Annotated in this window: 17 protein-coding genes; 7 read left to right on the top strand and 10 right to left on the bottom strand. The window is 58.4% G+C overall.

All coding sequences use genetic code 11. The annotated features are described in order from the left end of the window. Nucleotides 1-20: 20 nt before the first annotated feature. Nucleotides 21-1,097, bottom strand: a complete 1,077-nt coding sequence (locus NAV33_RS02065) for a 3-deoxy-7-phosphoheptulonate synthase (RefSeq protein ID WP_255976389.1) — start codon at nucleotides 1,095-1,097, stop codon at nucleotides 21-23. Nucleotides 1,098-1,367: 270 nt separating this feature from the next. Between NAV33_RS02065 and NAV33_RS02060 the strand changes: the two genes are divergently transcribed. Next, nucleotides 1,368-2,336 (top strand): putative 2-dehydropantoate 2-reductase, encoded by a 969-nt coding sequence (locus NAV33_RS02060; protein ID WP_255976387.1) that lies wholly within the window; start codon nucleotides 1,368-1,370, stop codon nucleotides 2,334-2,336. A 316-nt stretch (nucleotides 2,337-2,652) separates the two neighbouring features. Further along, nucleotides 2,653-3,627, top strand: a complete 975-nt coding sequence (gene cysB, locus NAV33_RS02055) for an HTH-type transcriptional regulator CysB (protein ID WP_255976385.1) — start codon at nucleotides 2,653-2,655, stop codon at nucleotides 3,625-3,627. Nucleotides 3,628-3,842: 215 nt separating this feature from the next. Here cysB and NAV33_RS02050 read toward each other — a convergent pair whose 3' ends face one another. After that, nucleotides 3,843-4,577 carry a phosphoadenylyl-sulfate reductase gene (locus NAV33_RS02050; RefSeq protein WP_255976383.1) on the bottom strand — a complete coding sequence of 245 codons (735 nt, stop codon included), beginning with the start codon at nucleotides 4,575-4,577 and terminating at the stop codon, nucleotides 3,843-3,845. A gap of 185 nt (nucleotides 4,578-4,762) precedes the next feature. Here NAV33_RS02050 and thrH point away from each other — a divergent pair, with 185 nt between their 5' ends. Beyond that, nucleotides 4,763-5,380 (top strand): bifunctional phosphoserine phosphatase/homoserine phosphotransferase ThrH, encoded by a 618-nt coding sequence (gene thrH, locus NAV33_RS02045; RefSeq protein ID WP_255976381.1) that lies wholly within the window; start codon nucleotides 4,763-4,765, stop codon nucleotides 5,378-5,380. 72 nt (nucleotides 5,381-5,452) lie between these two features. On the opposite strand, the gene NAV33_RS02040 is transcribed toward thrH, so the two are convergent. The 8 genes from NAV33_RS02040 to NAV33_RS02005 form a co-directional block, all read right to left on the bottom strand. After that, the gene (locus tag NAV33_RS02040) at nucleotides 5,453-6,298 is read right to left on the bottom strand and encodes a DUF7281 domain-containing protein (protein WP_255976379.1); all 846 of its coding nucleotides are present in this window, start codon (nucleotides 6,296-6,298) and stop codon (nucleotides 5,453-5,455) included. Beyond that, complete coding sequence (locus NAV33_RS02035; protein ID WP_255976377.1) at nucleotides 6,295-7,515, bottom strand: phosphoenolpyruvate carboxylase; 1,221 nt, start codon at nucleotides 7,513-7,515, stop codon at nucleotides 6,295-6,297. Before NAV33_RS02035 ends, NAV33_RS02040 begins: the two co-directional genes overlap by 4 nt. After that, entirely contained in the window at nucleotides 7,512-8,153 is a 642-nt protein-coding gene (locus tag NAV33_RS02030; RefSeq protein ID WP_255976375.1) for a hypothetical protein, read from the bottom strand. The genes NAV33_RS02035 and NAV33_RS02030 overlap by 4 nt, the downstream gene beginning before the upstream one ends. Continuing rightward, a complete protein-coding gene (locus tag NAV33_RS02025; protein WP_255976373.1) occupies nucleotides 8,154-11,828 on the bottom strand; it encodes an ATP-binding protein in 3,675 nt (1,224 codons plus the stop codon). It lies immediately after the preceding gene. A 120-nt stretch (nucleotides 11,829-11,948) separates the two neighbouring features. Then, on the bottom strand, nucleotides 11,949-13,304 hold the full coding sequence (pabB, locus tag NAV33_RS02020) for an aminodeoxychorismate synthase component I (protein ID WP_255976371.1): 1,356 nt from the start codon (nucleotides 13,302-13,304) through the stop codon (nucleotides 11,949-11,951). Between the two features lie 48 nt (nucleotides 13,305-13,352). Beyond that, nucleotides 13,353-14,336, bottom strand: a complete 984-nt coding sequence (locus NAV33_RS02015; protein ID WP_255976369.1) for an alpha-L-glutamate ligase-like protein — start codon at nucleotides 14,334-14,336, stop codon at nucleotides 13,353-13,355. A gap of 3 nt (nucleotides 14,337-14,339) precedes the next feature. Beyond that, complete coding sequence (locus NAV33_RS02010) at nucleotides 14,340-15,866, bottom strand: inactive transglutaminase family protein (RefSeq protein WP_255976367.1); 1,527 nt, start codon at nucleotides 15,864-15,866, stop codon at nucleotides 14,340-14,342. Nucleotides 15,867-15,869: 3 nt separating this feature from the next. After that, a complete protein-coding gene (locus tag NAV33_RS02005; RefSeq protein ID WP_255976996.1) occupies nucleotides 15,870-16,406 on the bottom strand; it encodes an ATP-dependent zinc protease in 537 nt (178 codons plus the stop codon). 280 nt (nucleotides 16,407-16,686) lie between these two features. Between NAV33_RS02005 and NAV33_RS02000 the strand changes: the two genes are divergently transcribed. From NAV33_RS02000 to acnD, 4 genes are all read left to right on the top strand, one after another. Further along, nucleotides 16,687-17,409 carry a GntR family transcriptional regulator gene (locus NAV33_RS02000; RefSeq protein ID WP_255976365.1) on the top strand — a complete coding sequence of 241 codons (723 nt, stop codon included), beginning with the start codon at nucleotides 16,687-16,689 and terminating at the stop codon, nucleotides 17,407-17,409. Further along, nucleotides 17,406-18,293: a methylisocitrate lyase gene (gene prpB / locus NAV33_RS01995; protein ID WP_255976363.1), complete on the top strand. Its 888-nt coding sequence runs from the start codon at nucleotides 17,406-17,408 to the stop codon at nucleotides 18,291-18,293. Before NAV33_RS02000 ends, prpB begins: the two co-directional genes overlap by 4 nt. 77 nt (nucleotides 18,294-18,370) lie before the next feature. Then, nucleotides 18,371-19,498, top strand: coding sequence for a bifunctional 2-methylcitrate synthase/citrate synthase (gene prpC, locus NAV33_RS01990; protein WP_255976361.1), 1,128 nt, complete (start codon nucleotides 18,371-18,373; stop codon nucleotides 19,496-19,498). Between the two features lie 75 nt (nucleotides 19,499-19,573). Then, on the top strand, nucleotides 19,574-22,171 hold the full coding sequence (acnD, locus tag NAV33_RS01985; protein WP_255976359.1) for a Fe/S-dependent 2-methylisocitrate dehydratase AcnD: 2,598 nt from the start codon (nucleotides 19,574-19,576) through the stop codon (nucleotides 22,169-22,171). Nucleotides 22,172-22,178 lie beyond the last annotated feature (7 nt).

Genomic DNA, 22,178 nt, shown 5'->3' with positions numbered 1-22,178 from the left:
CGGCAAGCGGCGTTTTCTCATTAGCTGCGGACGCGTTTGGGCAGTATGTCCTTCAGCTTGGCATGCATGCCAAGAACGGCTTTCTCAGTTGCTTCCCAATCGATACAGGCATCGGTGATCGATACGCCATATTTGAGGTCGGCCAGGTCTTTGGGGATCGATTGGCTACCCCACCCTAGATGACTTTCTACCATCAACCCGACAATAGAGTTGTTGCCCTCGAGAATCTGATTGGCCACGTTATCCATGACTAGCGGTTGTAGCGCTGGATCCTTATTGGAGTTGGCGTGGCTGCAGTCGACCATGATGTTGGGGCTGATGCCGGCCTTGTTCAGTTCCTGTTCGCAGACAGCCACGCTGACCGAATCGTAGTTGGGCTTACCATTGCCACCACGCAGCACAACATGGCCGTAGGCGTTGCCCTTAGTGGTGACGATGGAGACGCCACCCGACTGGTTGATGCCGAGGAAACGATGCGGGCTGGACACGGATTGCAGCGCATTGATCGCGACGGTCAGGCTGCCATCGGTACCGTTCTTGAAACCCACCGCCGAAGACAGACCAGACGCCATTTCGCGGTGGGTCTGGGACTCAGTGGTGCGTGCGCCGATCGCCGACCAGCTGATCAGGTCCTGCAGGTATTGTGGTGAAATCGGATCGAGCGCTTCGGTGGCCGTCGGCAAGCCCATTTCAGCCAGATCTAGCAACAGCTTTCGGCCGATGTGCAGGCCGTCTTGAATTTTGAAGGAGTCATCCATGTACGGGTCGTTGATCAGGCCTTTCCAGCCGACCGTGGTCCGTGGCTTCTCGAAATAAACCCGCATCACCAGAAACAGGCTGTCGGATACCTTGCTGGCCAGTCCTTTAAGGCGCTCGGCGTATTCATGTGCGGCCTTGAGATCATGAATCGAGCAGGGGCCTACCACGACGAACAGGCGATGATCCTTGCCGTCGAGAATGTCGCGCACCACCTGGCGTCCTTCCGAAACGGTCCTCAATGCGGAGGCGGTAAGCGGGATTTCACGCTTCAACTGATCCGGCGTAATCAGGGTCTCGTTGGAGGAAACGTTAAGGTCATCGATCGGTAAATCAGCCATCGTGTTACTCGTCAGGGTCACGGATGCCGTCCGCCAGCCATCCCGGTGCGGCGGAGCAGGGCTTAAGGGGCGCAACGGGGAAGCGGAACCTTATCGCGTATTGCGTCGCCTCGACAATGACCTTGAAGGCGTACGGGCTAATCAGCGACACCTCAGGCGTCGAAGGAACAACTGATAACAGCGACTGGGCGGCACTCCGGGACGCTGATAAGGTTGATTTGCGTCCGCTGGTCAATGGCGTATTACTTAAACTGAAGTTGGAGTTCTTTCATGACTGCACCTAGTCCACGAATCGGAATCATCGGCACCGGTGCCATTGGAGGCTTTTACGGCACGATGCTCGCCCGTGCCGGCTATGACGTTCATTTTTTGCTGCGCAGTGAATACGAGGCGGTGCGGGAGCATGGTCTGCAAGTAAACAGTGCGGTGCACGGCTCGTTGCATCTGGACGCCGTGCAGGCCTATCGCAGCGCCAGTGATATGCCCAAGTGTGATTGGCTGCTGGTTGGAGCGAAAAGCACCAACAATTCGGAGCTTGCGCCATTAATCATTGAAGCGGCTGCGGATGGTGCGAAGGTAGTGGTATTGCAGAATGGTCTTGGAATAGAAGAAGGCCTGCGCCAAATGCTGCCTGAAAACCTCCACTTGCTGGGCGGCCTCTGTTTCATTTGCGCACACCGCTCGGCGCTGGGTGTCGTCGAGCATCAAGCACTTGGTGGGGTCAATCTTGGCTATCACTCGGGTTCGGCAAAACTACCGGAGCAACAACAGGCGCTGGTCGAAGAAGGCGTGGCGATGTTCCGCGCGGCTGGTGTCGACGCCAATGCAGTCGCCAATCTGGCTCAGGCGCGTTGGCAGAAACTGGCGTGGAACATGCCTTACAACGGTCTCTCGGTCGTGCTGGGCGCCGGCACTGCGCCGTTGATGGCTAATCTGGACAGTCGAGCCTTGGTAAAGGCGATCATGCTGGAAGCTTGTGGAGCGGCGTCGGCTTGTGGCTATCCGCTGCCTGACGTGCTTGTGGACCGGATGATGATGTCCACCGATCACCTGCCCAACTACCTGCCTAGCATGTACCACGACCATGCACATGGCCGCCCGATGGAACTCGACGCCATCTACGCTGCTCCGCTGGCTGCAGCCAAGAGTGCCGGTTTTGCGATGCCGAAAACCGAGGCGCTATATCAGGCGCTGCGTTTCATTTCCGCACGAATGGAAAGCGAGCGCGGTCACCAATGAAACGTGCGCTACCGGCAGCCGAGCGGGCGTTCGAGGTGGTAGTGGTTTTTTGTCGGGCTGCTAAGCTCAAGCGGGGCCGCCAGATTCATTGCACGCTGGCGGCTTAGCGCCAAGAGACGATTGGAGCGGGCATACCGAGTGGCGTATGGCCGGATGTGCTCGTTAATCCTGGTTCACAAATATTGCATCGCGGCTACCACGACGCTATTCCCTGACAGGCGGTACATAAGGAAATGCCCTAGAATTCTGACCTTCTGATGCAGAAAGTTATAAAAATAGTGATGTTCAGGCGCCACTGGCCTTTTGAGGGATCTCTATGAAGCTTCAGCAACTGCGTTACATCTGGGAGGTAGCGCATCATGACCTCAATGTCTCGGCAACGGCACAAAGCCTGTTCACGTCCCAGCCCGGTATCAGCAAGCAGATTCGGTTGCTCGAAGATGAGTTGGGGGTCGAAGTCTTCGCCCGCAGCGGCAAGCATCTGACCAGAGTCACTCCGGCTGGCGAGCGAATCATTACCACTGCTGGCGAAATTCTTCGCAAATGCGAAAGCATCAAGCAGATCGCTCAAGAATTTTCCAACGAAAAGCGCGGCACCCTGAGCATCGCGACGACCCACACCCAGGCTCGCTACGCATTGCCGCAGGTAATCAGTGCATTCATCAAGCAGTACCCGGATGTTTCACTGCATATGCATCAAGGCACACCGATGCAAATCGCGGAGATGGCGGCTGACGGAACTGTAGACTTCGCCATCGCCACCGAGGGACTGGAGCTGTTTGGTGACCTGGTGATGATGCCGTGCTATCGCTGGAATCGCTGCGTTGTGGTACCGCAGGGTCATCCTCTGGCGAAGCTGGAAAAACTCACCCTCGAAGCGTTGGCGGAACACCCGATCGTGACTTACGTATTCGGCTTTACCGGACGCTCCAAGCTGGACGAGGCTTTCAACCACAGAGGACTTTCGCCTAAGGTCGTGTTCACCGCGGCGGATGCGGACGTCATCAAGACTTATGTGCGTTTGGGCTTGGGCGTGGGAATCGTCGCGCGCATGGCGGTCGATGCCAAACTCGATCCAGACTTGGTAGTACTCGATGCCAGCGAGCTGTTCGAGGCCAGTGTCACCAAAATTGGCTTCCGCCGCGGCACGTTCCTGCGCGGCTTCATGTGTGATTTCATCGAAACCTTTGCGCCGCATCTCGATAGGGAGATGCTCGAGAAGGCAGTGCAATGCCGCAACAAGATTGAGTTGGATGAATTATTTCAGGACGTCCAACTGCCTACTTTCTAATGGGGCGCGAGATTCGGCCCGAGTCAGTGGCTGACAAGATGCTGCGGTCGGAGACGATAGCGGGGTGTCGGTAGGGTGATCGACCCCTATCACTGTGGCAGTGAGAACAACGCTTCGAATTTAGCCGGCTCCGGCCAGGGTCCGAGGCGATCCTACGAGCTGGCCGGTGAAATCAGCTCGTAGGCGGCTATTACTGGGGACGCGAAACCAGGCCGTCAGCTTTTCGCGATCAAGTTACCGGCATGCAGGCCGCACTCTTTCTGCGTGGACTCCTCCCACCACCAACGACCTTCGCGTTCGTGCTGGTTCGGCAAAACAGGACGGGTGCAGGGTTCGCAGCCAATGCTGATGAAACCGCGCTCATGCAGGCTGTTGTAAGGCACTTCGAGCATGCGGATATAACCCCAGACTTCCTCGCTGGTCATCTGCGCCAATGGATTGAACTTGTATAGCGTGTGCTCGGGCGTCGAAAAGGCGCTGTCGATTTCCAGCACCGATACCTGGCTGCGCGTGCCAGGGCTCTGGTCGCGACGCTGGCCGGTAGCCCAGGCGCGGACGCCGGAAAGCTTGCGCCGCAGTGGCTCGATCTTGCGGATGCCGCAGCATTCGCCATGGCCGTCGCGATAGAAGCTGAACAGACCTTTTTCGTTGACCATTGGCTCGAGCAGTTTGGGGTCCGGCGTCATGATCTGAATCGGAATGCCGTAATGCTCCCGAACCTGCTCGATAAACCGGTAGGTTTCGCCGTGCAGGCGACCGGTATCCAGGCTGAACACTTTGACGTTCTTGTTCAGTTTCCAGGCCATATCGACCAGCACTACATCTTCAGCACCGCTGAACGAGATCCAGAGATCGTCGCCGAACAGATCGAAGGCGAGCTTGAGAACTTCCTGTGGGGACTTGCTGGCATAGGCGGCTGCCAGCTCGGCTACATCAATAGATTGGCTCATCAGGCGGCTTCCTTGGTTGGCGCTTGGCGCGCTCTGCTGGCCGCGGATGTTAACAAACTGGCTTTATGACTCTAAATAACGTTTGAGGTTGATCTACCGCTGTTTAGGGAATAAGCGTTGCGTTGCGTCCCTCGGCCACTGCCGTTAGAGTGCCGCTTCAATTTTTCTGCTTTGAGGAGTGGCCCGTGGAAATAGCCTGTCTCGACCTGGAAGGTGTTTTGGTTCCGGAAATCTGGATCGCCTTTGCCGAGGCCACTGGAATCGAATCGCTGCGGGCGACCACGCGGGACATTCCAGACTATGACGTGCTGATGAAGCAGCGGCTGCGCATCCTGGACGAGCATGGCTTGAAGCTGTCAGACATTCAGGCCGTCATTAGCACTCTGAAGCCACTGGACGGCGCCGTCGAATTCGTCGACTGGCTGCGTGAGCGTTTCCAGGTCGTGATTCTGTCGGATACGTTCTACGAATTTTCACAGCCGCTGATGCGTCAGCTGGGCTTCCCGACGCTGCTTTGCCATCGCTTGATCACTGACGAGTCGGGTCGCGTCGTCGATTACCAACTGCGCCAGAAGGATCCCAAGCGTCAATCCGTGATTGCGCTGAAAAGCCTGTATTACCGCATCATTGCCGCTGGTGACTCGTACAACGACACCACCATGCTTTCCGAGGCGCATGCCGGCATCCTGTTCCATGCGCCAGACAATGTTATCCGCGAGTTTCCGCAGTTCCCGGCTGTGCATACGTTCGAGGCGCTTAAGCAGGAATTCCTCAAGGCATCGAATCGCAACCTTAGCCTTTAGTCCAGCTTTGCATCAAAAACGAGGCCCGCTTATGCGGGCCTCGTTCGTTCTAGTCATTGTTACCATCAACAGCTAACGCGAGCCATCTGCCTGGCGCGCCACCACTTGCAATGTTGTACCCAAAGCCAGCATATGTTGCTGCTTGATGCTGACGCCTCTTTCCTTCATTTCCTCCCACACATCTTGCCAGTTGCCCAGTTCGCTGCGGTCCAGATAGCGAGTGGCCCTGTACTGACGGCCAGAATGTTCTCTGCTGCCTTTTCTTATCAGCGTCTCGTCGAGGTGCGGTATCAGTAGCGCATCGGCACGGGGTAAGGTCGCGGCGATGAACAGGCCGGCTGGATCATAGTCGGGGAAGACGATGACTCTAGCGGTCGTGGGCAGGCTGGCGAGCAGCCGTCGGGTGCCTCTGGCCCAACCGCCATGGCCGCGATAGAGCAGCAGGCTGTCGTTTAACTCTGTGGGCGCATGGTATTGCTGCCAGTCGTCGAAGCTGTCGAGGTTTTCGATAACCAGAACTTGAGCGATCGCAGCGAGGTTCAGACTAGCCAACGGCACGCGCAGGCTCAGCTCCGGGCTCAGCTCCGGGCTCAGCGTTGGCAAGGGGAAGGGGAGGCGGCCTTTGATCAGTACATAACCGTCGTCAGGACGCTGACGGGCGATTTTTTCATCGATAGCCTGGGCGGCAACTTCAAGTCGTGTACCGTCTGGAATACCTTCCAGCGGATCGAAACCCCAATCCATGAAGGCTTGTTGACGCAGTATTTCCCGCTGTTCCCGATCGAACTTCAGCCATTTGCCTTCGGGCACGCCAATGTCGAAATGGCTGTGGATTTTCTTCCAGGTCGTACTTAACGGGACTCGTTCCTGGCGCTCGCGAAGCAGTTGACGGACAGCTTCATATAATTTCCTCTTCATGCCAGTCCCAACGCCACATCCCTCACAATGAAGTTGCCGGAAAATACCGGATGCACCTCGCCGATGGGGTCCAGCTCAAAATCCCGCTTCTGCTCATCCGGCAGGCCTTCGTAGCCGGCGATAACTTGATACAGCCAGCTTTCCGCATTCCAGGGCAGGTTGTGCTGCTGGCGATATTCCAGCGCCGAAACTGCCTGGCCTCTGTCGATGACATGGCAAAAGTAGGTCGCCACAGCGTCGCGGATCGGATTGCTGACAACTTCGAAGGCGTCCACCTCGCCGAGCATGAACTCCGCCGCCTCGACCGGCGCTGTGCTGAATTGCTCCTGCGACTGATTGAGGCGCAACTGAGCAACGAGCTCCAGCAGGTCGGGTTCGTGTAGCGGGTTATGAACGTCCACCGCTGCAGGCGCCAGGATCGGTCCGGCGAGGTTGAACAGCTGCGGTACTTCCAGATGAACGGCGTGGTTGCCCACCTGATAGTCGGGCTGCTGATTCGTGTGTAGCAGCCAGCCCTTTAACAGGCGTGTGCGACCTCGGATTTGCCGGAAGCGGCCAAGCAACTCCAGCAGGCGTCCCTGCACGATGCTCAGCTCCTGAGCGCAGGCACTGACCGTATGCTGCAGGCTGGCGACCAACAGGCGGCGCAGCTCACGGAGCTCGCCCGCAGCTTCGGCCAGCTCCTCGAAGCTGATCATTTCCAGCCCAGCGAGCAGCTCACTTACCTGAGCCTGGGCTAATTCGTTTTCTCGGATCTTGGCATTCAATGTGCCGACGTAGCCGAACTCGTTGTTGATTCGGCTCCATAGCACGCGAATGCTGTGGCTCAGGGTTTCACCGAATGCGTAGACGTGTTCCTTAAGGTCCGCCAGGTAGGCGTCTGCGGCAGCATAATCACCCTGGTGGCGAGCTTCTTTGTAATGTGCAGCCAGCGTCTTGAAGGTAGCTAGCGCCGAGCCGGTATTGGCGTCGATCTGCCGGTTGCGATCATCGCGCAGGGCTTCTTCGAGCAACGCCCGCACCACTCGGCGCAGGTGCAGGTCGGCGCCTGGTTCGGGACGATAGAGGATGCCGTCCTTTACCAGTCGATCCTGTACTGCTGGCTCCAGCGTGTCGTCCGGCAACGAGCCGGTCAGGTAAGCATCCATGATCGGTTCGGCATGGCGGCCGAGTTGGCGCAGGAAGCGCACCCCACCCTGATGAAGGTTGCTGTTCATAACAGGTGGCCTTGGCTAGCCTCGTCGGCGCGATCTTCCAGCCCCAGGCTTTCGGTTTCGTCGATGAAACGGATTACTTCATACAAATAGTCCAGCTTGCCGGTGGCCAGATAGATCTGCTTGTCGGGATTCGGGCGAAACAAGTAACCCATCTCACAGAGGCGTTTGAAGACCTGTTTGATCTGCCCATCGGTATTCACACTGGTCGAGCCGAATAGCCGGTAATGGCTGATGCGCGCCAGCTGTTCGCGAAACGCCGGAGTGTCTTCGACCACGCTTTGCAGCTCGTTGAGACGCAAGGCGCTGCCTTCGGTGAGTGGAGCGTCTTGCGCGCTTGCCTCCTGCACGAGAACCAGCCACTCCACCAGCGGTGTCAGCGCACTGCAGATGTCACGAAACTGTTGGCTGACAACTCTGCGCTGATCTTCACCAAGCTGGCGATAGCCGCAGAAGAACACATCGCTGTCGGCGCCGGTGCCGACCGTGGCGACAACGCGGTTGAGCGTGCCCAAATAATCGTCCAACTGTTCACGGTTGGCAGGATTTTTCAGGAAGCGCCAGCCATCCTCGTTGGTGATGCGGCAGATGAAGTCGCCTTTGAGTAGGCATTCGATGACCTGTCCTTTCGTCGAGAGCATTTAAACCACCTCTCCGGTTCTGCGTGCCATGAGTTTCGCCGCGATGAGATCCACCTTCGGCTTGACTACCTGCAACTGGCGGGTCTGCTTGTTGACGATGTAGCGATTGGTGAACAGTGATAGCACCTCGGAGTCCGGATTGGGGAAGGCGCCGAGGACGCGGATGTTGTTGTTGCTACAGGCGTCGAAAATCTTCTTTACGTTGTTGTGGTGCAAGGTACCCAGTTCATCGATCGGCCAATGGATGGTGGCCGGCGAACCTCCGCGCAGCAGGCGGGTGAAAGCCAGCAGAAATTTGCAGAGGATCAGATAGGCCATGCCGTGGCTGGAAGATTCGTTGAGCTGGCGGTCGGTACGGATCACCAGATCACTGTTGCCCTCGCGCAGGCGCAGTTCGATTTCCAACAGGCCGGCAATGCCGTTACTCACCGCCGAGCGGCCAATGATGTCCAGTGCTCGGCGCATGCTGGCAGTGTATTCCTCGCTGGGCAGTTCGCTAAAACCGTCCTCCCGCCATTCGCGGAATGCCGAGATGAACGCTTTAAGCTCCGGCCAGAATTCCAGTTCGCTGATACGCGAGCGGATGCGCACCGCCGAATCGGAGACGCCGTCCAGGAACAGCTCCTCGCTCACCTCGCGAGTAATACGCGCGCTCTGGGTGGCGATGCGTCGATCGATGTCAGCCAGCACCTCGTAGTAGCCATGAAGGTCGATACCGAAAATCTTGCCCTGTTCACGCAGGGCGGTAAGGCTTTGCGGCACCAATACATTAAGCAGCTGTGCCAGATGAGGCACTAGCTTGCGGTAATCGAGGCTGGAAATGCCTCGAACATTGACCAGGGTGCATTCCTCGCGGCTGCGCTCCCAGGTTTCCGCCAGGTTGGAGCCGGACTGGCCAACGATGAGGTTATCGAAGTGCTCAACATGGCTCTTGATCGCGGAAAGCATCTGCTCGCGAGCATGCAATTGCTCCTCACCTAAACGCAGACGCTCATCCAGTTCGCCCTCGGCGATTTCGCCATCACGGGGCAGCTTGAGCTCGCCGAGGCGCTTGAGCAGCGATTTCAGGCGGGTCAGCGCATCATCGAGGCTGCCCTTCAATTGGATGGCCTTGAGGCGCTCATCTTCGAAGCGGCTGCGTTCACTCTTGTAGCTTGCCGTGGCGGTTTTAAGCTGCTGCTCCAGCTCGCCCATGCAGGTGCGGCCCTGACTTAATTCGCTCTGTAGTTTGGGCTTGCGTTGCAACCAACTGTGCCGGTACCACTCCTCATAGCGCAGGACATCGGAGCGGCGCTGCTCGGCGCGAGTGATCCGTTCGCCGAGGGTTTTAATCTGGCGCTTGAGATCGATGATTGCGGCTTCGTCGACACCGCGGGAGGTCAGTTCTGCTTGATACCAAAGCTCGCACTCGTCGAGCTCGTTTTTTGCCTTCTCCCGGCGCTCGTCGGCGTTGGCCTTGAGCTGGCGAATCTGACTGTCGAGGCTGCCGATTACCTGCTGCCAATGGGCAGACTTTTCCAGGCGCTCCTCATGATGCTGATTCTTCAATTCGTCCAGCCAGTCCTGATGCTCGCTGGCTAACTGCTTGAGCTGGGCCTCCAGTTCGGCCAGTTGCTTCCTGGCCTTTATGCGGCGTTCGGCTAGGGCGGCATCGAGCTTTTCTTTCTGGTTCCGACGCTCTTCCTTGAGACGCTGGCGATCGTCACGGCGATTGTGCGAATCGGTGCGGGCGACTACCAGCTGGTGTTGCTGCTCATCCAGGGCCGCGGTGGCCTCGATCAGCTGTTTTTCCGCTTCCTGTTGCTGGTTCTGTGCATCCTCCAAGGCATCCTTGGCGAGCTGCACTTGCCGGCGAAGCTCCGCTTCGCTGGCGGCATGAGCGGGGACGTCCAAAGTAGACAGATCCAAGTGCAGGCCAAACAGGCTGTCCGGATCGGTCTCGCTCAATGCCGGCTTGAGATCGGCGCGCTGCAGTAACGCAGGCTCGATCACCTTGCCCAGGCGGCTTTCCCAGCCAGGTTGTTCGCGGCGCAAAAATTCCAGCAGGGTGTGCTGCCCGGGGTAAAGCAGGCGTTCCAGGTCGTCGAGTTGTTCCTGGCGCTCGTTCAGTCTCCGCCTGCATAGCGTAAGCGTATTGTTGGATTCATCGCGCCGATTGCGCAGCAGGCGTTCCTGGTTTTGGAGCTGTTGGACGAGGGATTCGGCAGCTTCGACTTTCTCGTCGGCTTCGTCCAAGCGGCGGTCAAGGATCGCGAGGCTGAGGTTTTCGTCCTCGGTGTAGCCGGAATTGTCGATGAGCTGCTGCAGTCGATTCTGCTCAAGGTGCAGTTGGTGCTTGCGCTCGCCGAAGGCCTCTACGCCTTGCTGGCGGCGGCTGTTGAAGGTTTGTTCCAGCGTATTCAGGGCGTCATCTTGCAACGCTTTTTGCGAATCACGCTCCTCGCGCAGGGCATCCTGTTGCTCGCGCAGCTGATCTAGAGCCGCCTCGCGCTGATCTTTGATCGCCTGCTGGCGTTCCAGGTAGGCGTGTTCCACGTCCCGATGCTGTTCGGTCAGTAGACGGTGACGGGCCTGCAGGTTATTCAGATCGTCGCGCCAGACGCCGACCTGCTCCAAGTCGGCCTTGGCCTGATCCATGTCGGCATCGAGAAAAACCTGATATTGCTCCTCGATTTGATCCAGCTCCTCCTCGATACGCGAAACATCACCCTTGGCCGCAGAAAATTCCTGGTTGAGCGTGTCGCGCTGATCCTTCCACTGCTCCTCCAATTGCTTTAGCTGACGACCGGTCTGTTCGATGACCGAGGCGGTTTCTTCCTGGCGCTGGAACAGGCGCGAATCGTCGGCGCGATAGCCGAGCAGCAGGCCACTTAGGCGATGTTCGCTGGCGAGCAGGTCCTGATATTCACGCTCGAGTTTGTCGAATTCCGGTCGGATCGCGTTGAAGCCTTGAATTAATCGGCTGTCACGAATCCAGTCCTCGACCCGCTGCAGGTTGAGATGGGTGGACGGGGGGCTGACGCCGTCTTCCTCGAGGATCGCGGCGACCATCGATTTGACGGTTTCCATCTTGCCTTCGCGCGAGTGCACCGCGCGGGCGAGTTTTTCAATGTGGCGCAGTGAGTGCTCGCTGTCGCACAACGAGAATTGCCGCGCCCAGGTCCGCAATTCGGCGCGCTGGCCGTCTGCTGCAAGTAGGCTGCGGTCATTCTGGATAATGGCGCGGAACTGGCGAGTGTTGAGTAGCGTGGTGATGGGCACTCCAGCTTGCTTTAGCTGACGCCCCAACTCCGCCATGCTCAGACAGGTGATGGCCTCGCCCTGGCGGCTCTTGGTGTAGTCCTCTAGATCAAAGCCTTTCTGCACCAAGCGATAAACGACGCCTTTGCCATCGCTGGCGCTGGCCAGGACGACTTGGCAAAGATGGTCGTCCATGCGCCGGTATTCGTAAATGATGAAGCTCTGCTCGGTGGGCAGATACCAACGCTCGAAGCTGTCACGCGTGGCCGGCACCACGCGGCTCGGGTACTCGCCATAGAACACCGGTACCAAGCGCTGCAGCGTGGTTTTACCGGAAGCATTGGTTCCACAAATATTGGTATGACCGTCCACGACCAGCTCTACCACACCCTGAAGGTGGGTATTGATCAGAATGATGCGGTTCAAGCTGGGCATAATTTTCCTTCTTAAATGGAGCGGAGTCGCATAACCGTGCGGCCTCTCATGGGTACTTATTGGCCTGTTTGCAAAACGCTTGCGTTGGGTTGGGCGCATGCGTGAAGAGGATTCGTTCTTCTATGGCAATTCGGAAAAGGCTGATTCAAGCGCTTTCATCAAGATATCAACCTTATCCATCGATTCCCGGTATTCGGCCTGCCAGCTCGAATCCGCGACGATCCCTCCGCCGCCCCAGCAGCTTGCCTGCCCGTCGCTTATCAGGAGCGTACGGATGGCGATCGAACTGTCCATTTCGCCCCGCACGTCGAGATAAAGCAATGAGCCGCAGTAGATCGAGCGGCGGGTGGCTTCCAGCTCATCGATGATCTGCATGGCGCGGATTTTCGGCGCGCCAGTTATCGAACCGCCCGGAAAGCTGCCTGCCAACAGGTCCAATGCGTCTTTGCCGGCGGCCAGGGTACCGGTGACGCTACTAACCAGATGATGGACGTTCGGATAGCTTTCCAGCGAGAACAATTCGGGAACCCTTACGCTGCCGATCTCGCAGCTGCGCCCGAGATCGTTGCGTAGCAGGTCGACAATCATCAAGTTTTCCGCACGGTCCTTCTCGCTCGCAAGCAGTATCTGGGCCTCGGCCTGGTCGGCCTGCGGATCGTGCCGACGAGGACGCGTGCCCTTAATGGGGCGGGTTTCAACGGTGCCGTCGGTAAGACGAAGAAAGCGTTCGGGGGACAGGCTGACGATTGCTCCATTGTCCAGGGTCATAAAACCGGAGTAGGGCGTTGGACAGGCGGCGCGCAGGGCTCGATAAGCCTGCCAGGCATCACCGGTGCAGGGCGCGCAGAAGCGCTGCGCGAAGTTGACCTGATAACAGTCTCCAGCCTGGATGTATTGCTGGATACGTTCGACCGCACGCTGATATTCGGCAGGCGGCAGGTCTGGGGCAAAGGCCGAGGAAAGGCTGAAAAAACCGCCCGCTGGTTGCCGCTCGGATTCAAACAGCTCGATCAGACGAATCCGATCCGCATCGCCAAGCTTCGGGTGAAAAATCAGATGAGTCGCTTGGCGGCGGTGATCGCTGATCAGTGCCCAGGCGTATAGGCCGAACCGCGCGACAGGCAGCTGCAAATCCTGCGTGGCGGTCGCAGGGAGCCGCTCCAGCCGCGTGCCGAAGTCATAGCTGAGAAAGCCCAGCAGGCCGCCTGCGAAAGGAATCTCAAGACCTGCTGGTACTTCCGCTTCGCCGAGCGATAGCAAGGCGCCGCGAAGGCGTGCGAAGAAGGTGGCGCCGCTTTCTGTCGCGCCGGGCTCCAGCAGATCCATTGGCCAGGCGCTCAACAGGTCATAACGGCCGCGCTCGGCGATCGGCCGTCCGGAGTCGAACAGTACCGCTCCGGGCGCATGGCGAATGCGCTCGAACCAAGTGGCTGGATCAGGCTGATAGGGAAGGGGGTGTACCGTGCAGAGGAGCATTCAAGTGTTTCGATTTGAGAAGGGCTCGGCCATCTGACCGAGCCTGGATCACACGTGGGCTGGAATGTGGCCGAAGAGCTCCTGGGCGAATCGAACTCGCTCTTCAGGCGTTTCCTGTATGCCTTTTTCCTTGAGCTCCTCGATCCGGTTCTCCACGGCGTGTGCACGATGGGTCAATCCGCAATCGTTGGCAATCTGGATGTTCAGGCCCGGCCGTGCGTTGAGCTCGAGAATCAGCGGGCCCTTGTCCTGGTCAAGCACCATGTCGACACCGATGTAACCCAGGCCGCATAGCTCATAGCAGCCGGCGGCGAGCTTCATGAAGCCGTCCCAGTTGGGCAATTGCACGCCGTCCACCGCGTTGGTGGTATCGGGGTGCTTGGTAATCTTGTTGTTCAGCCAGGTGCCGCGCAGAGTGATGCCGGTCGCCAAATCCACGCCGACGCCTATCGCGCCCTGGTGCAGATTGGCTTTGCCGCCGGATTGCCGTGTCGGCAGACGCAGCATCGCCATCACGGGATAGCCCATCAGTACGATGATGCGTATATCGGGCACGCCTTCGTAGCTGATGCTCTTGAAGATCGGATCCGGGGTCACGCGGTATTCGATCAGCGCGCGGTCGCGGTGTCCACCAAGCGAATAGAGGCCGGTGAGGATGTTGGAGATCTGATGCTCGATCTCTTCATGCGTAATGATTTTTCCCGACACCGTCCGGTAACGACCCTCGAAGCGATCGGCGATAACCAGGATGCCGTCGCCGCCGGCTCCCTGCGCCGGCTTGACTACGAAATCATCATGATCCTTGACGATATCCTTGAGCTTGTCGATGTCCTTCTCGGTTTCGATGATGCCGTACATTTTCGGGACATCGATACCAGCCTCTATGGCCCGTTCCTTGGTGATGATCTTGTCGTCGACGATCGGGTAAAGGTTGCGCTTGTTGTACTTGAGCACGTAGTCCGCATTGCGGCGATTGATGCCCATGATGCCCTTGGCTTCGAGGGCCTTCCACGTCTTGATCAGACCGAACATGGCTCAATCCTTCAGAAAGGCTTTGAAACGAAACAGCTCGGTCAGGCGATAGCCGCGGTAGCGACCCATTGCCAGCATGAAGCCCACCATGATCAGCAGCACCGCTGGGAAGGTGAAGATGAAATAGGTCAGCTCCTGGATGTTCATCAGCAGGAAGGCCAGGCTCGCGGCAATCAAGGTGCCGACCGCAACTTTGAAGGCATGGCCGCCGCCGCGTTCTTCCCAGGTGATGGACAGACGCTCGATGGTCATGGTCAGGATCACCATCGGGAACAGCGACACGGACAATCCGCGTTCGAGGCCGAGCTTGTGGCTGAACAGGCTGATCACCGCAATCAGCACTACGACGAAAGTCAGCACTACCGAGAGGCGTGGCAGCATCTGCAATTTGAGATGTTCAAGGTACGAGCGCAGGGACAAGCCTAGCGCGGTGATCAAGGTGAACAGAATGATGCCGAAGCCGATCTGGGTTTCGCGGAAGGCCAGGGCGATCAGCACCGGCGTGAACGTGCCCAGGGTCTGCAGGCCTCCAAGGTTGCGCAGTATCAGGATCACCAGCACACCGATCGGGATCATGATCATGATCTGGTAGGTCTGCTGAGTCTGCAGCGGCAGGCCGTACAGCGAGTATTCGAGGAAATCCGCGTCGGTATTTTCGTCGGTCAGTTTTGCCAGGCGGATGGCGTTCATTTCGCTGCTGTTGAGCGTGAAGGTTACCTGCGCATTGCGCCCACCTTCGAGACTAAGTAGGGGCTCATCACCGGTCCACCAGACCAGGCGATCTTTCGGCAAACCCTGTTCGCCGGTTTCCGGGTTGAAATACAGCCACTTGTCGCCATTGAAGCTGCGCAGCCAGAGTTCTGGCGTTTGTGCTACGTCGGGTGAAAGCAGCACAGTGTGGACGCGCTCCATCGGGACGTGCGCAATGGAGAGCAGCAATTCGATCACGCTTGCCTTGTTCGCGGTCGAGGCGTCGCCACCGAGCAACAGCTTTACGTTGTCGTCATTGGCATTGTTGACCCGCTTGATGGCTTCGCTGATGAAGGTCTCGACGTCGGCCGAATGCTGGCGGATTGGTGAGAGCAATGCTTCGGCGGCAATTTTTTCGGGACCTTCGACCGGAATGCTGTCACGGAAAATCGGTCCGGTGGCCTTGGTTTGTTCACCGCTGTAACGTCGAGTCAGCACCAGGCGGTAGTAGAGGGTCTGATTGCCGCTGACGCGCCGCGCCGACCAGGTCACCCGACGATTACCGTCGGCACGGTTGATGCTCACGCCGTAATTGTTGGAAATGAAGCTCTCGTTGAGGCTGACGAACTCCTGATTCAACGGCGGCACATACATCTGCAGCTTCACCGGTTCACGTGCACTGGCCTGAAATTCGACTTTGGCGTCGATATTCCACAGATCATCGGTTTCGTCTTCGGTAACCGGGATGCCGAGAATGAAAATCTGGTACGCGGTGATCGCGATGCCCAGCGTGACGAGTATAAAAATCAGTACTTTCAGGTGCAGGGTTAGAGCGCGCATGGGTTACTCGTCAGCGTCGGATTCGATAATGCAGCCGGGCTTGCCAGCAGCGTAAGTAAGGCTTGGGTCAACCAGAGCTCCGAAGCGAGTAAGAGCAACGGAACCGATTAAAAGTGGGTATTGGAATGCACTTCGGTCCGTGAGGTTCACTTCAATGCTGCGTTTAGCCTTGCCCATGCATAGGTCGAGCTTGACAACAGGACGTGGTGTGTAGGTTTTTTCTTCTTCCGGATCGAAGTCACCGGCACGACGCTTGATCTTGCTGATGCGCTGCAATGGCAGCTCGATGGGGCGCTGGTGGGCCTCATCAATGGCCAGGTAGAAGCGGACCCATTCTTTCCCGTTGCGTTTGAAACGCTCGATATCACGCGCGCTGATCGAGGCGGTCTGCGCGCCCGTATCGAGCTTCGCCTGCACCTCGAGCCCAAATTCAGGCAGTGCGACATGCTCGTTCAGACCGTAGACGGTTTTCTCATCGGCATGGACGAATAAGGGAGAAGCCAGCAGGCAGAGCAGCAGAAGATTAGATTTGACGCTCATAGATCCAGGCGTAGTCGAGTCGGAAAGCATGGGCGTAACGGCGGCCCATGAGCTTGGTGAGCGCGGCGAGACGAGCGCCAGCCGCGGCAATAATGCGGCGCATTCTAGCATGGCACTTTAAGGGGTCGCGACTAGGCTTGCACCATTGTGTATTGCTGTCTTGCCTTCTTTTGTAATCAAGTGCTGCTTGTTAACTGTCGACAATCTACCTTCTTGTAATTGACGGCTCGAGTGTTTTAGGCGTAAATTTCGAGCACTTCCACTAGAAGTGTCAACAATAATGCTCGATAGCTTAGATATCTCGTCTCCTGTTCAGGTCGACAACGGAACGCTCTCGGAGCACGTTTTTCGGCTGATTCAGGCTGCCATCGTCAAAGGCGAGATCGCCCCAGGCAGCAAAATTTCGGAACCCGAGCTGGCGCGTACTTACGGCATCAGTCGCGGCCCATTGCGCGAGGCGATACATCGACTCGAAGGGCAGAGGCTGCTCGTGCGCGTGCCGCATGTTGGCGCTCGCGTGGTGTCGCTTGATCACGCCGAGCTGATCGAACTCTACGAGATTCGCGAATCGCTGGAAGGCATGGCCTGCCGGCTCGCCGCTGAGCGTATGAGCGAGGCCGAGATCGGGGAGCTGCGTCGGGTGCTGGATACCCACGAGCGCGATGAGGCGTTTCAGGCTGGGGTCGGTTACTACCAGCAGGAAGGCGACTTCGATTTCCATTACCGGATCATCCAGGGCAGCGGCAATCGAACCTTGACCCAAATGTTGTGCGGCGAGCTGTATCAGCTCGTGCGCATGTACCGCATCCAATTTTCAGCGACACCGAATCGCCCGCGTCAGGCGTTCGCCGAACACCATCGGATCCTCGACGCGATCGCCGACCGCGACGGCGAATTGGCCGAGCTGCTGATGCGTCGTCACATCTGTGCATCCAAGCGCAACATCGAGCGCCACTATCAGGCCGCTCAGGAACAGACACCACAAACAAGAGGTGAGGCATGACACTTCCTACCCCCGGCCAGCGTTTCCGTGATGCAGTGGCCAGCGAGCAACCCCTGCAGGTGGTCGGCGCGATTAATGCCAACCATGCGCTGCTGGCCAAGCGTGCCGGTTTCAAGGCGATTTACTTGTCGGGAGGCGGCGTCGCAGCCGGTTCGCTTGGTTTGCCTGATCTCGGCATCAGCGGGCTGGATGATGTGCTCACGGACGTGCGCCGCATTACCGATGTCTGCGATCTGCCACTGTTGGTCGATGTCGATACCGGCTTCGGTTCGTCCGCGTTCAACGTGGCGCGTACCGTCAAGTCGATGATCAAGTTCGGTGCAGCGGCGATTCACATCGAAGACCAAGTGGGCGCCAAGCGCTGTGGTCATCGCCCCAACAAGGAGATCGTCTCGCAGCAGGAGATGGTCGATCGGATCAAGGCGGCAGTCGATGCGCGTACCGATGACAGCTTCGTGATCATGGCGCGTACCGATGCGTTGGCGGTTGAGGGGTTAGAGTCAGCGCTGGAGCGCGCCCAGGCCTGCATCGAGGCGGGTGCCGACATGGTGTTCCCGGAGGCTATTACTGAATTGTCGATGTACAAGCTGTTCGCTGAAAAGGTGAAGGCGCCGATTTTGGCCAACATCACCGAGTTCGGCTCGACGCCGCTGTACACAACCGAGGAATTGGCCGGTGCCGACGTTTCGCTGGTGCTGTACCCGCTGTCGGCGTTCCGCGCGATGAACAAGGCGGCGGAAAACGTCTACACCGCCATCCGCCGCGACGGTACGCAAAAGAACGTCGTCGACACCATGCAGACCCGCATGGAGCTGTACGAGCGCATCAATTATCACGCATTCGAGCAAAGCCTCGACGCGCTGTTTGCCCAGAAAAAAAGCTGAAGCGCGAGCGGGCAGCCTGACAGCTTACTAATGAGCGACTTTGCAGTATCCAGAACAAATCCAATAAGGAGAGAGCAATGGCTGAAGCAAAAGTATTGAGTGGCGCCGGCCTGCGTGGCCAGGTTGCCGGGCAAACAGCGTTGTGCACGGTTGGCAAGACCGGGGCGGGCCTGACTTACCGTGGCTACGATGTGCGGGAGCTGGCTGCTCAAGCCGAATTCGAAGAGGTGGCCTACCTGCTGTTTTATGGTGAGTTGCCAACGGCGCAGCAACTGGCCGATTACAAAGCACGGCTGAAAACCATGCGCGATCTTCCGACTGCGCTGAAGGAAGTGCTGGAGCGTATTCCGGCCGACGCCCATCCGATGGATGTCATGCGTACCGGCGCCTCGTTGCTCGGTACGCTGGAGCCCGAGCATTCATTCGAGCAGCAGCGCGATGTTGCCGAGCGATTGATGGCCGCGTTTCCGGCGATCATGTGCTACTGGTATCGCTTCACTCATGAGCAGACGCGGATCGAGTGCAGCAGTGACGAAGACACCTTGGGTGGGCATTTCCTGGCCCTGCTGCACGGCAAGAAGCCGAGCGACCTGCACGTCAAGGTGATGAACGTTTCGCTGATTCTATACGCCGAGCATGAGTTCAACGCCTCGACCTTCACCGCTCGCGTCTGTGCTTCGACGTTGTCGGACATGTATTCCTGCGTTACCGGGGCGATCGGTTCGCTGCGCGGCCCGCTACATGGCGGCGCTAACGAAGCGGCAATGGAAATGATCCAGCAGTGGGATTCGCCGGAATCGGCAGTGCAGGGCATTCTTGGCATGCTCGAGCGCAAGGACAAGATCATGGGCTTCGGTCACGCGATCTATAAAGAGTCCGACCCGCGCAACGAAGTCATCAAGGTCTGGGCGAAGAAACTGGCCGACGAAGTGGGTGACACCGTTCTCTACCCGGTGTCGGTCGCCGTCGACGAAACCATGTGGGCGCAGAAGAAGCTCTTCCCCAACGCCGACTTCTATCACGCCTCCGCGTACCACTTCATGGGCATCCCGACCAAGCTGTTCACACCGATCTTCGTGTGCTCGCGGGTCACTGGCTGGGCATCCCATGTTATCGAGCAGCGCGCCAATAACCGCATCATCCGTCCGAGTGCCGACTACGTCGGGCCGGAACAGCGCAAGGTCGTACCCATCGCCGAGCGCTGATCGAAAGAGGAGGGGGTCGCGACGCCGGCCTCCGAACCTCTCCACCGAACATTTACTGGATTGAGTCCTTCCGGCATGAATACTGAACATCGCAAACCCTTGCCCGGCACCCAGCTGGACTACTTCGATACTCGCGAAGCGGTCGAGGCAATCCAGCCGGGCGCTTACGTCAAGCTGCCCTACACTTCGCGCGTACTGGCCGAGCAGCTGGTTCGTCGCTGCGACCCCGCCATGCTGACCGACTCGCTGAAACAGATCATCGAGCGAAAGCGCGACCTCGACTTTCCTTGGTATCCGGCGCGCGTGGTCTGTCATGACATCCTCGGACAGACCGCTCTGGTGGATCTGGCCGGCCTGCGCGATGCCATTGCCGAACAAGGCGGTGATCCGTCCAAGGTCAATCCGGTGGTGCCGACCCAACTGATCGTCGATCATTCCTTGGCTGTGGAGTTTGCAGGGTTCGACCCGGATGCGTTCGAGAAGAACCGTGCCGTGGAGGAGCGCCGTAACGAGGATCGCTTTCACTTTATCGAGTGGACCAAGACCGCGTTCAAGAACGTCGATGTGATTCCGGCCGGCAACGGAATCATGCACCAGATCAACCTCGAGAAGATGTCACCAGTCATTCAGGCCCGAGGCGGCATCGCCTTCCCGGATACCTGCGTCGGAACCGACAGTCACACTCCTCACGTTGATGCACTCGGCGTCATCGCCATTGGTGTTGGTGGCCTCGAGGCTGAAACAGTGATGCTTGGTCGCGCCTCGATGATGCGATTGCCCGACATCGTCGGCGTCAAGCTGACCGGTAGGCGTCAGCCCGGGATCACGGCGACCGATATCGTCTTGGCACTGACCGAGTTTCTTCGCAAGGAACGTGTGGTCGGCGCGTATGTGGAGTTTTTCGGTGATGGTGCGGCCAGCCTGACCATCGGTGACCGCGCCACCATTTCCAACATGTGCCCGGAGTACGGCGCAACGGCCTCGATGTTCTATATCGACGAGCAGACCATCGATTACCTGAAATTGACTGGACGCGAGCCAGAACAGGTGGCATTGGTAGAGAATTACGCCAAGACCACCGGGCTGTGGGCCGATGCGCTGGTTGATGCTGAATACGAGCGGGTGCTGGAATTTGATCTGTCCAGCGTCGAGCGCACCATGGCCGGGCCGTCCAATCCGCATCGCCGTCTGCCGACCTCAGCGCTGCATGAGCGCGGTATCGCGACTGACCTGGACAAGGCATTGGCTGAAGAGGCGCAGGGCCTGATGCCAGATGGTGCGGTGATCATCGCCGCCATTACCAGCTGCACCAATACGTCCAACCCGCGCAATGTGGTTGCGGCTGGCCTGCTGGCGAAAAAGGCCAATGAGTTGGGCCTGGTGCGCAAGCCTTGGGTCAAGACCTCCTTCGCGCCAGGCTCCAAGGTCGCCAAGTTGTACCTGGAAGATGCGGGCCTGCTGTCGGAGCTGGAAAAGCTCGGCTTCGGCATCGTCGCCTACGCCTGCACCACCTGTAACGGTATGTCCGGCGCGCTGGATCCGAAGATCCAGCAGGAAATCATCGACCGAGATCTGTACGCCACGGCGGTGCTGTCCGGTAACCGCAACTTCGACGGCCGTATCCATCCGTACGCCAAGCAGGCATTCCTGGCTTCACCGCCCCTGGTGGTCGCCTACGCCATCGCCGGCACCGTGCGTTTCGATATCGAACAGGACGTGCTGGGGCATGACTCGGCCGGCAATCCCGTGACCTTGAAAGACCTGTGGCCGAGCGACGAAGAAATCGATCGCATCGTTGCCGCGTCGGTGAAGCCGGAGCAGTTCAAGCAGATCTATATTCCGATGTTCGATCTCGGGACCGTGGTCGAGGCGGAAAGCCCGCTTTATGACTGGCGGCCAACGTCCACCTATATCCGTCGTCCGCCGTACTGGGAAGGCGCGCTGGCAGGTGAGCGTTCGCTCAAGGGGATGCGTCCTCTGGCGGTTCTGCCGGACAACATCACGACTGATCACCTTTCGCCTTCCAACGCGATTCTGCTGGACAGCGCTGCTGGCGAATACCTGGCGAAAATGGGCGTGCCAGAGGAAGACTTCAACTCCTATGCCACACACCGTGGCGATCACCTGACCGCGCAGCGTGCCACCTTCGCCAACCCGCAGCTGGTCAACGAGATGGCCGTGATCGACGGCCAGGTGAAGAAAGGATCGCTGACCCGCGTCGAGCCGGAAGGCAAGGTGATGCGCATGTGGGAAGCCATCGAAACCTACATGAGCCGCAAGCAGCCGCTGATCATCATCGCCGGTGCCGATTACGGCCAGGGTTCGTCCCGAGACTGGGCGGCTAAAGGCGTTCGGCTGGCGGGTGTGGAGGCGATCGTGGCCGAAGGCTTCGAGCGCATCCATCGCACCAACCTGGTTGGCATGGGCGTGCTACCGCTCGAATTCAAGCCGGGCACCACACGCCTCACGCTGGGTATCGACGGTAGCGAAACCTATGACGTGCTCGGTGAGTGGACGCCGCGCGCCACGCTGACGTTGGTGATTACGCGCAAGAACGGCGAGCGGCTTGAAGTGCCCGTGACTTGCCGCCTCGACACTGGCGAAGAGGTATCGATCTACGAGGCGGGCGGCGTATTGCAGCGCTTCGCGAAGGATTTCCTCAACCAATCCTGAGGGCGTC

It is taken from the genome of Stutzerimonas stutzeri (assembly GCF_024448715.1).
GTDB lineage: Bacteria > Pseudomonadota > Gammaproteobacteria > Pseudomonadales > Pseudomonadaceae > Stutzerimonas > Stutzerimonas stutzeri_AR.
The sequence above is the reverse complement of the archived record's forward strand: the minus strand, read 5'-3'. Positions and strand labels throughout refer to the sequence as shown.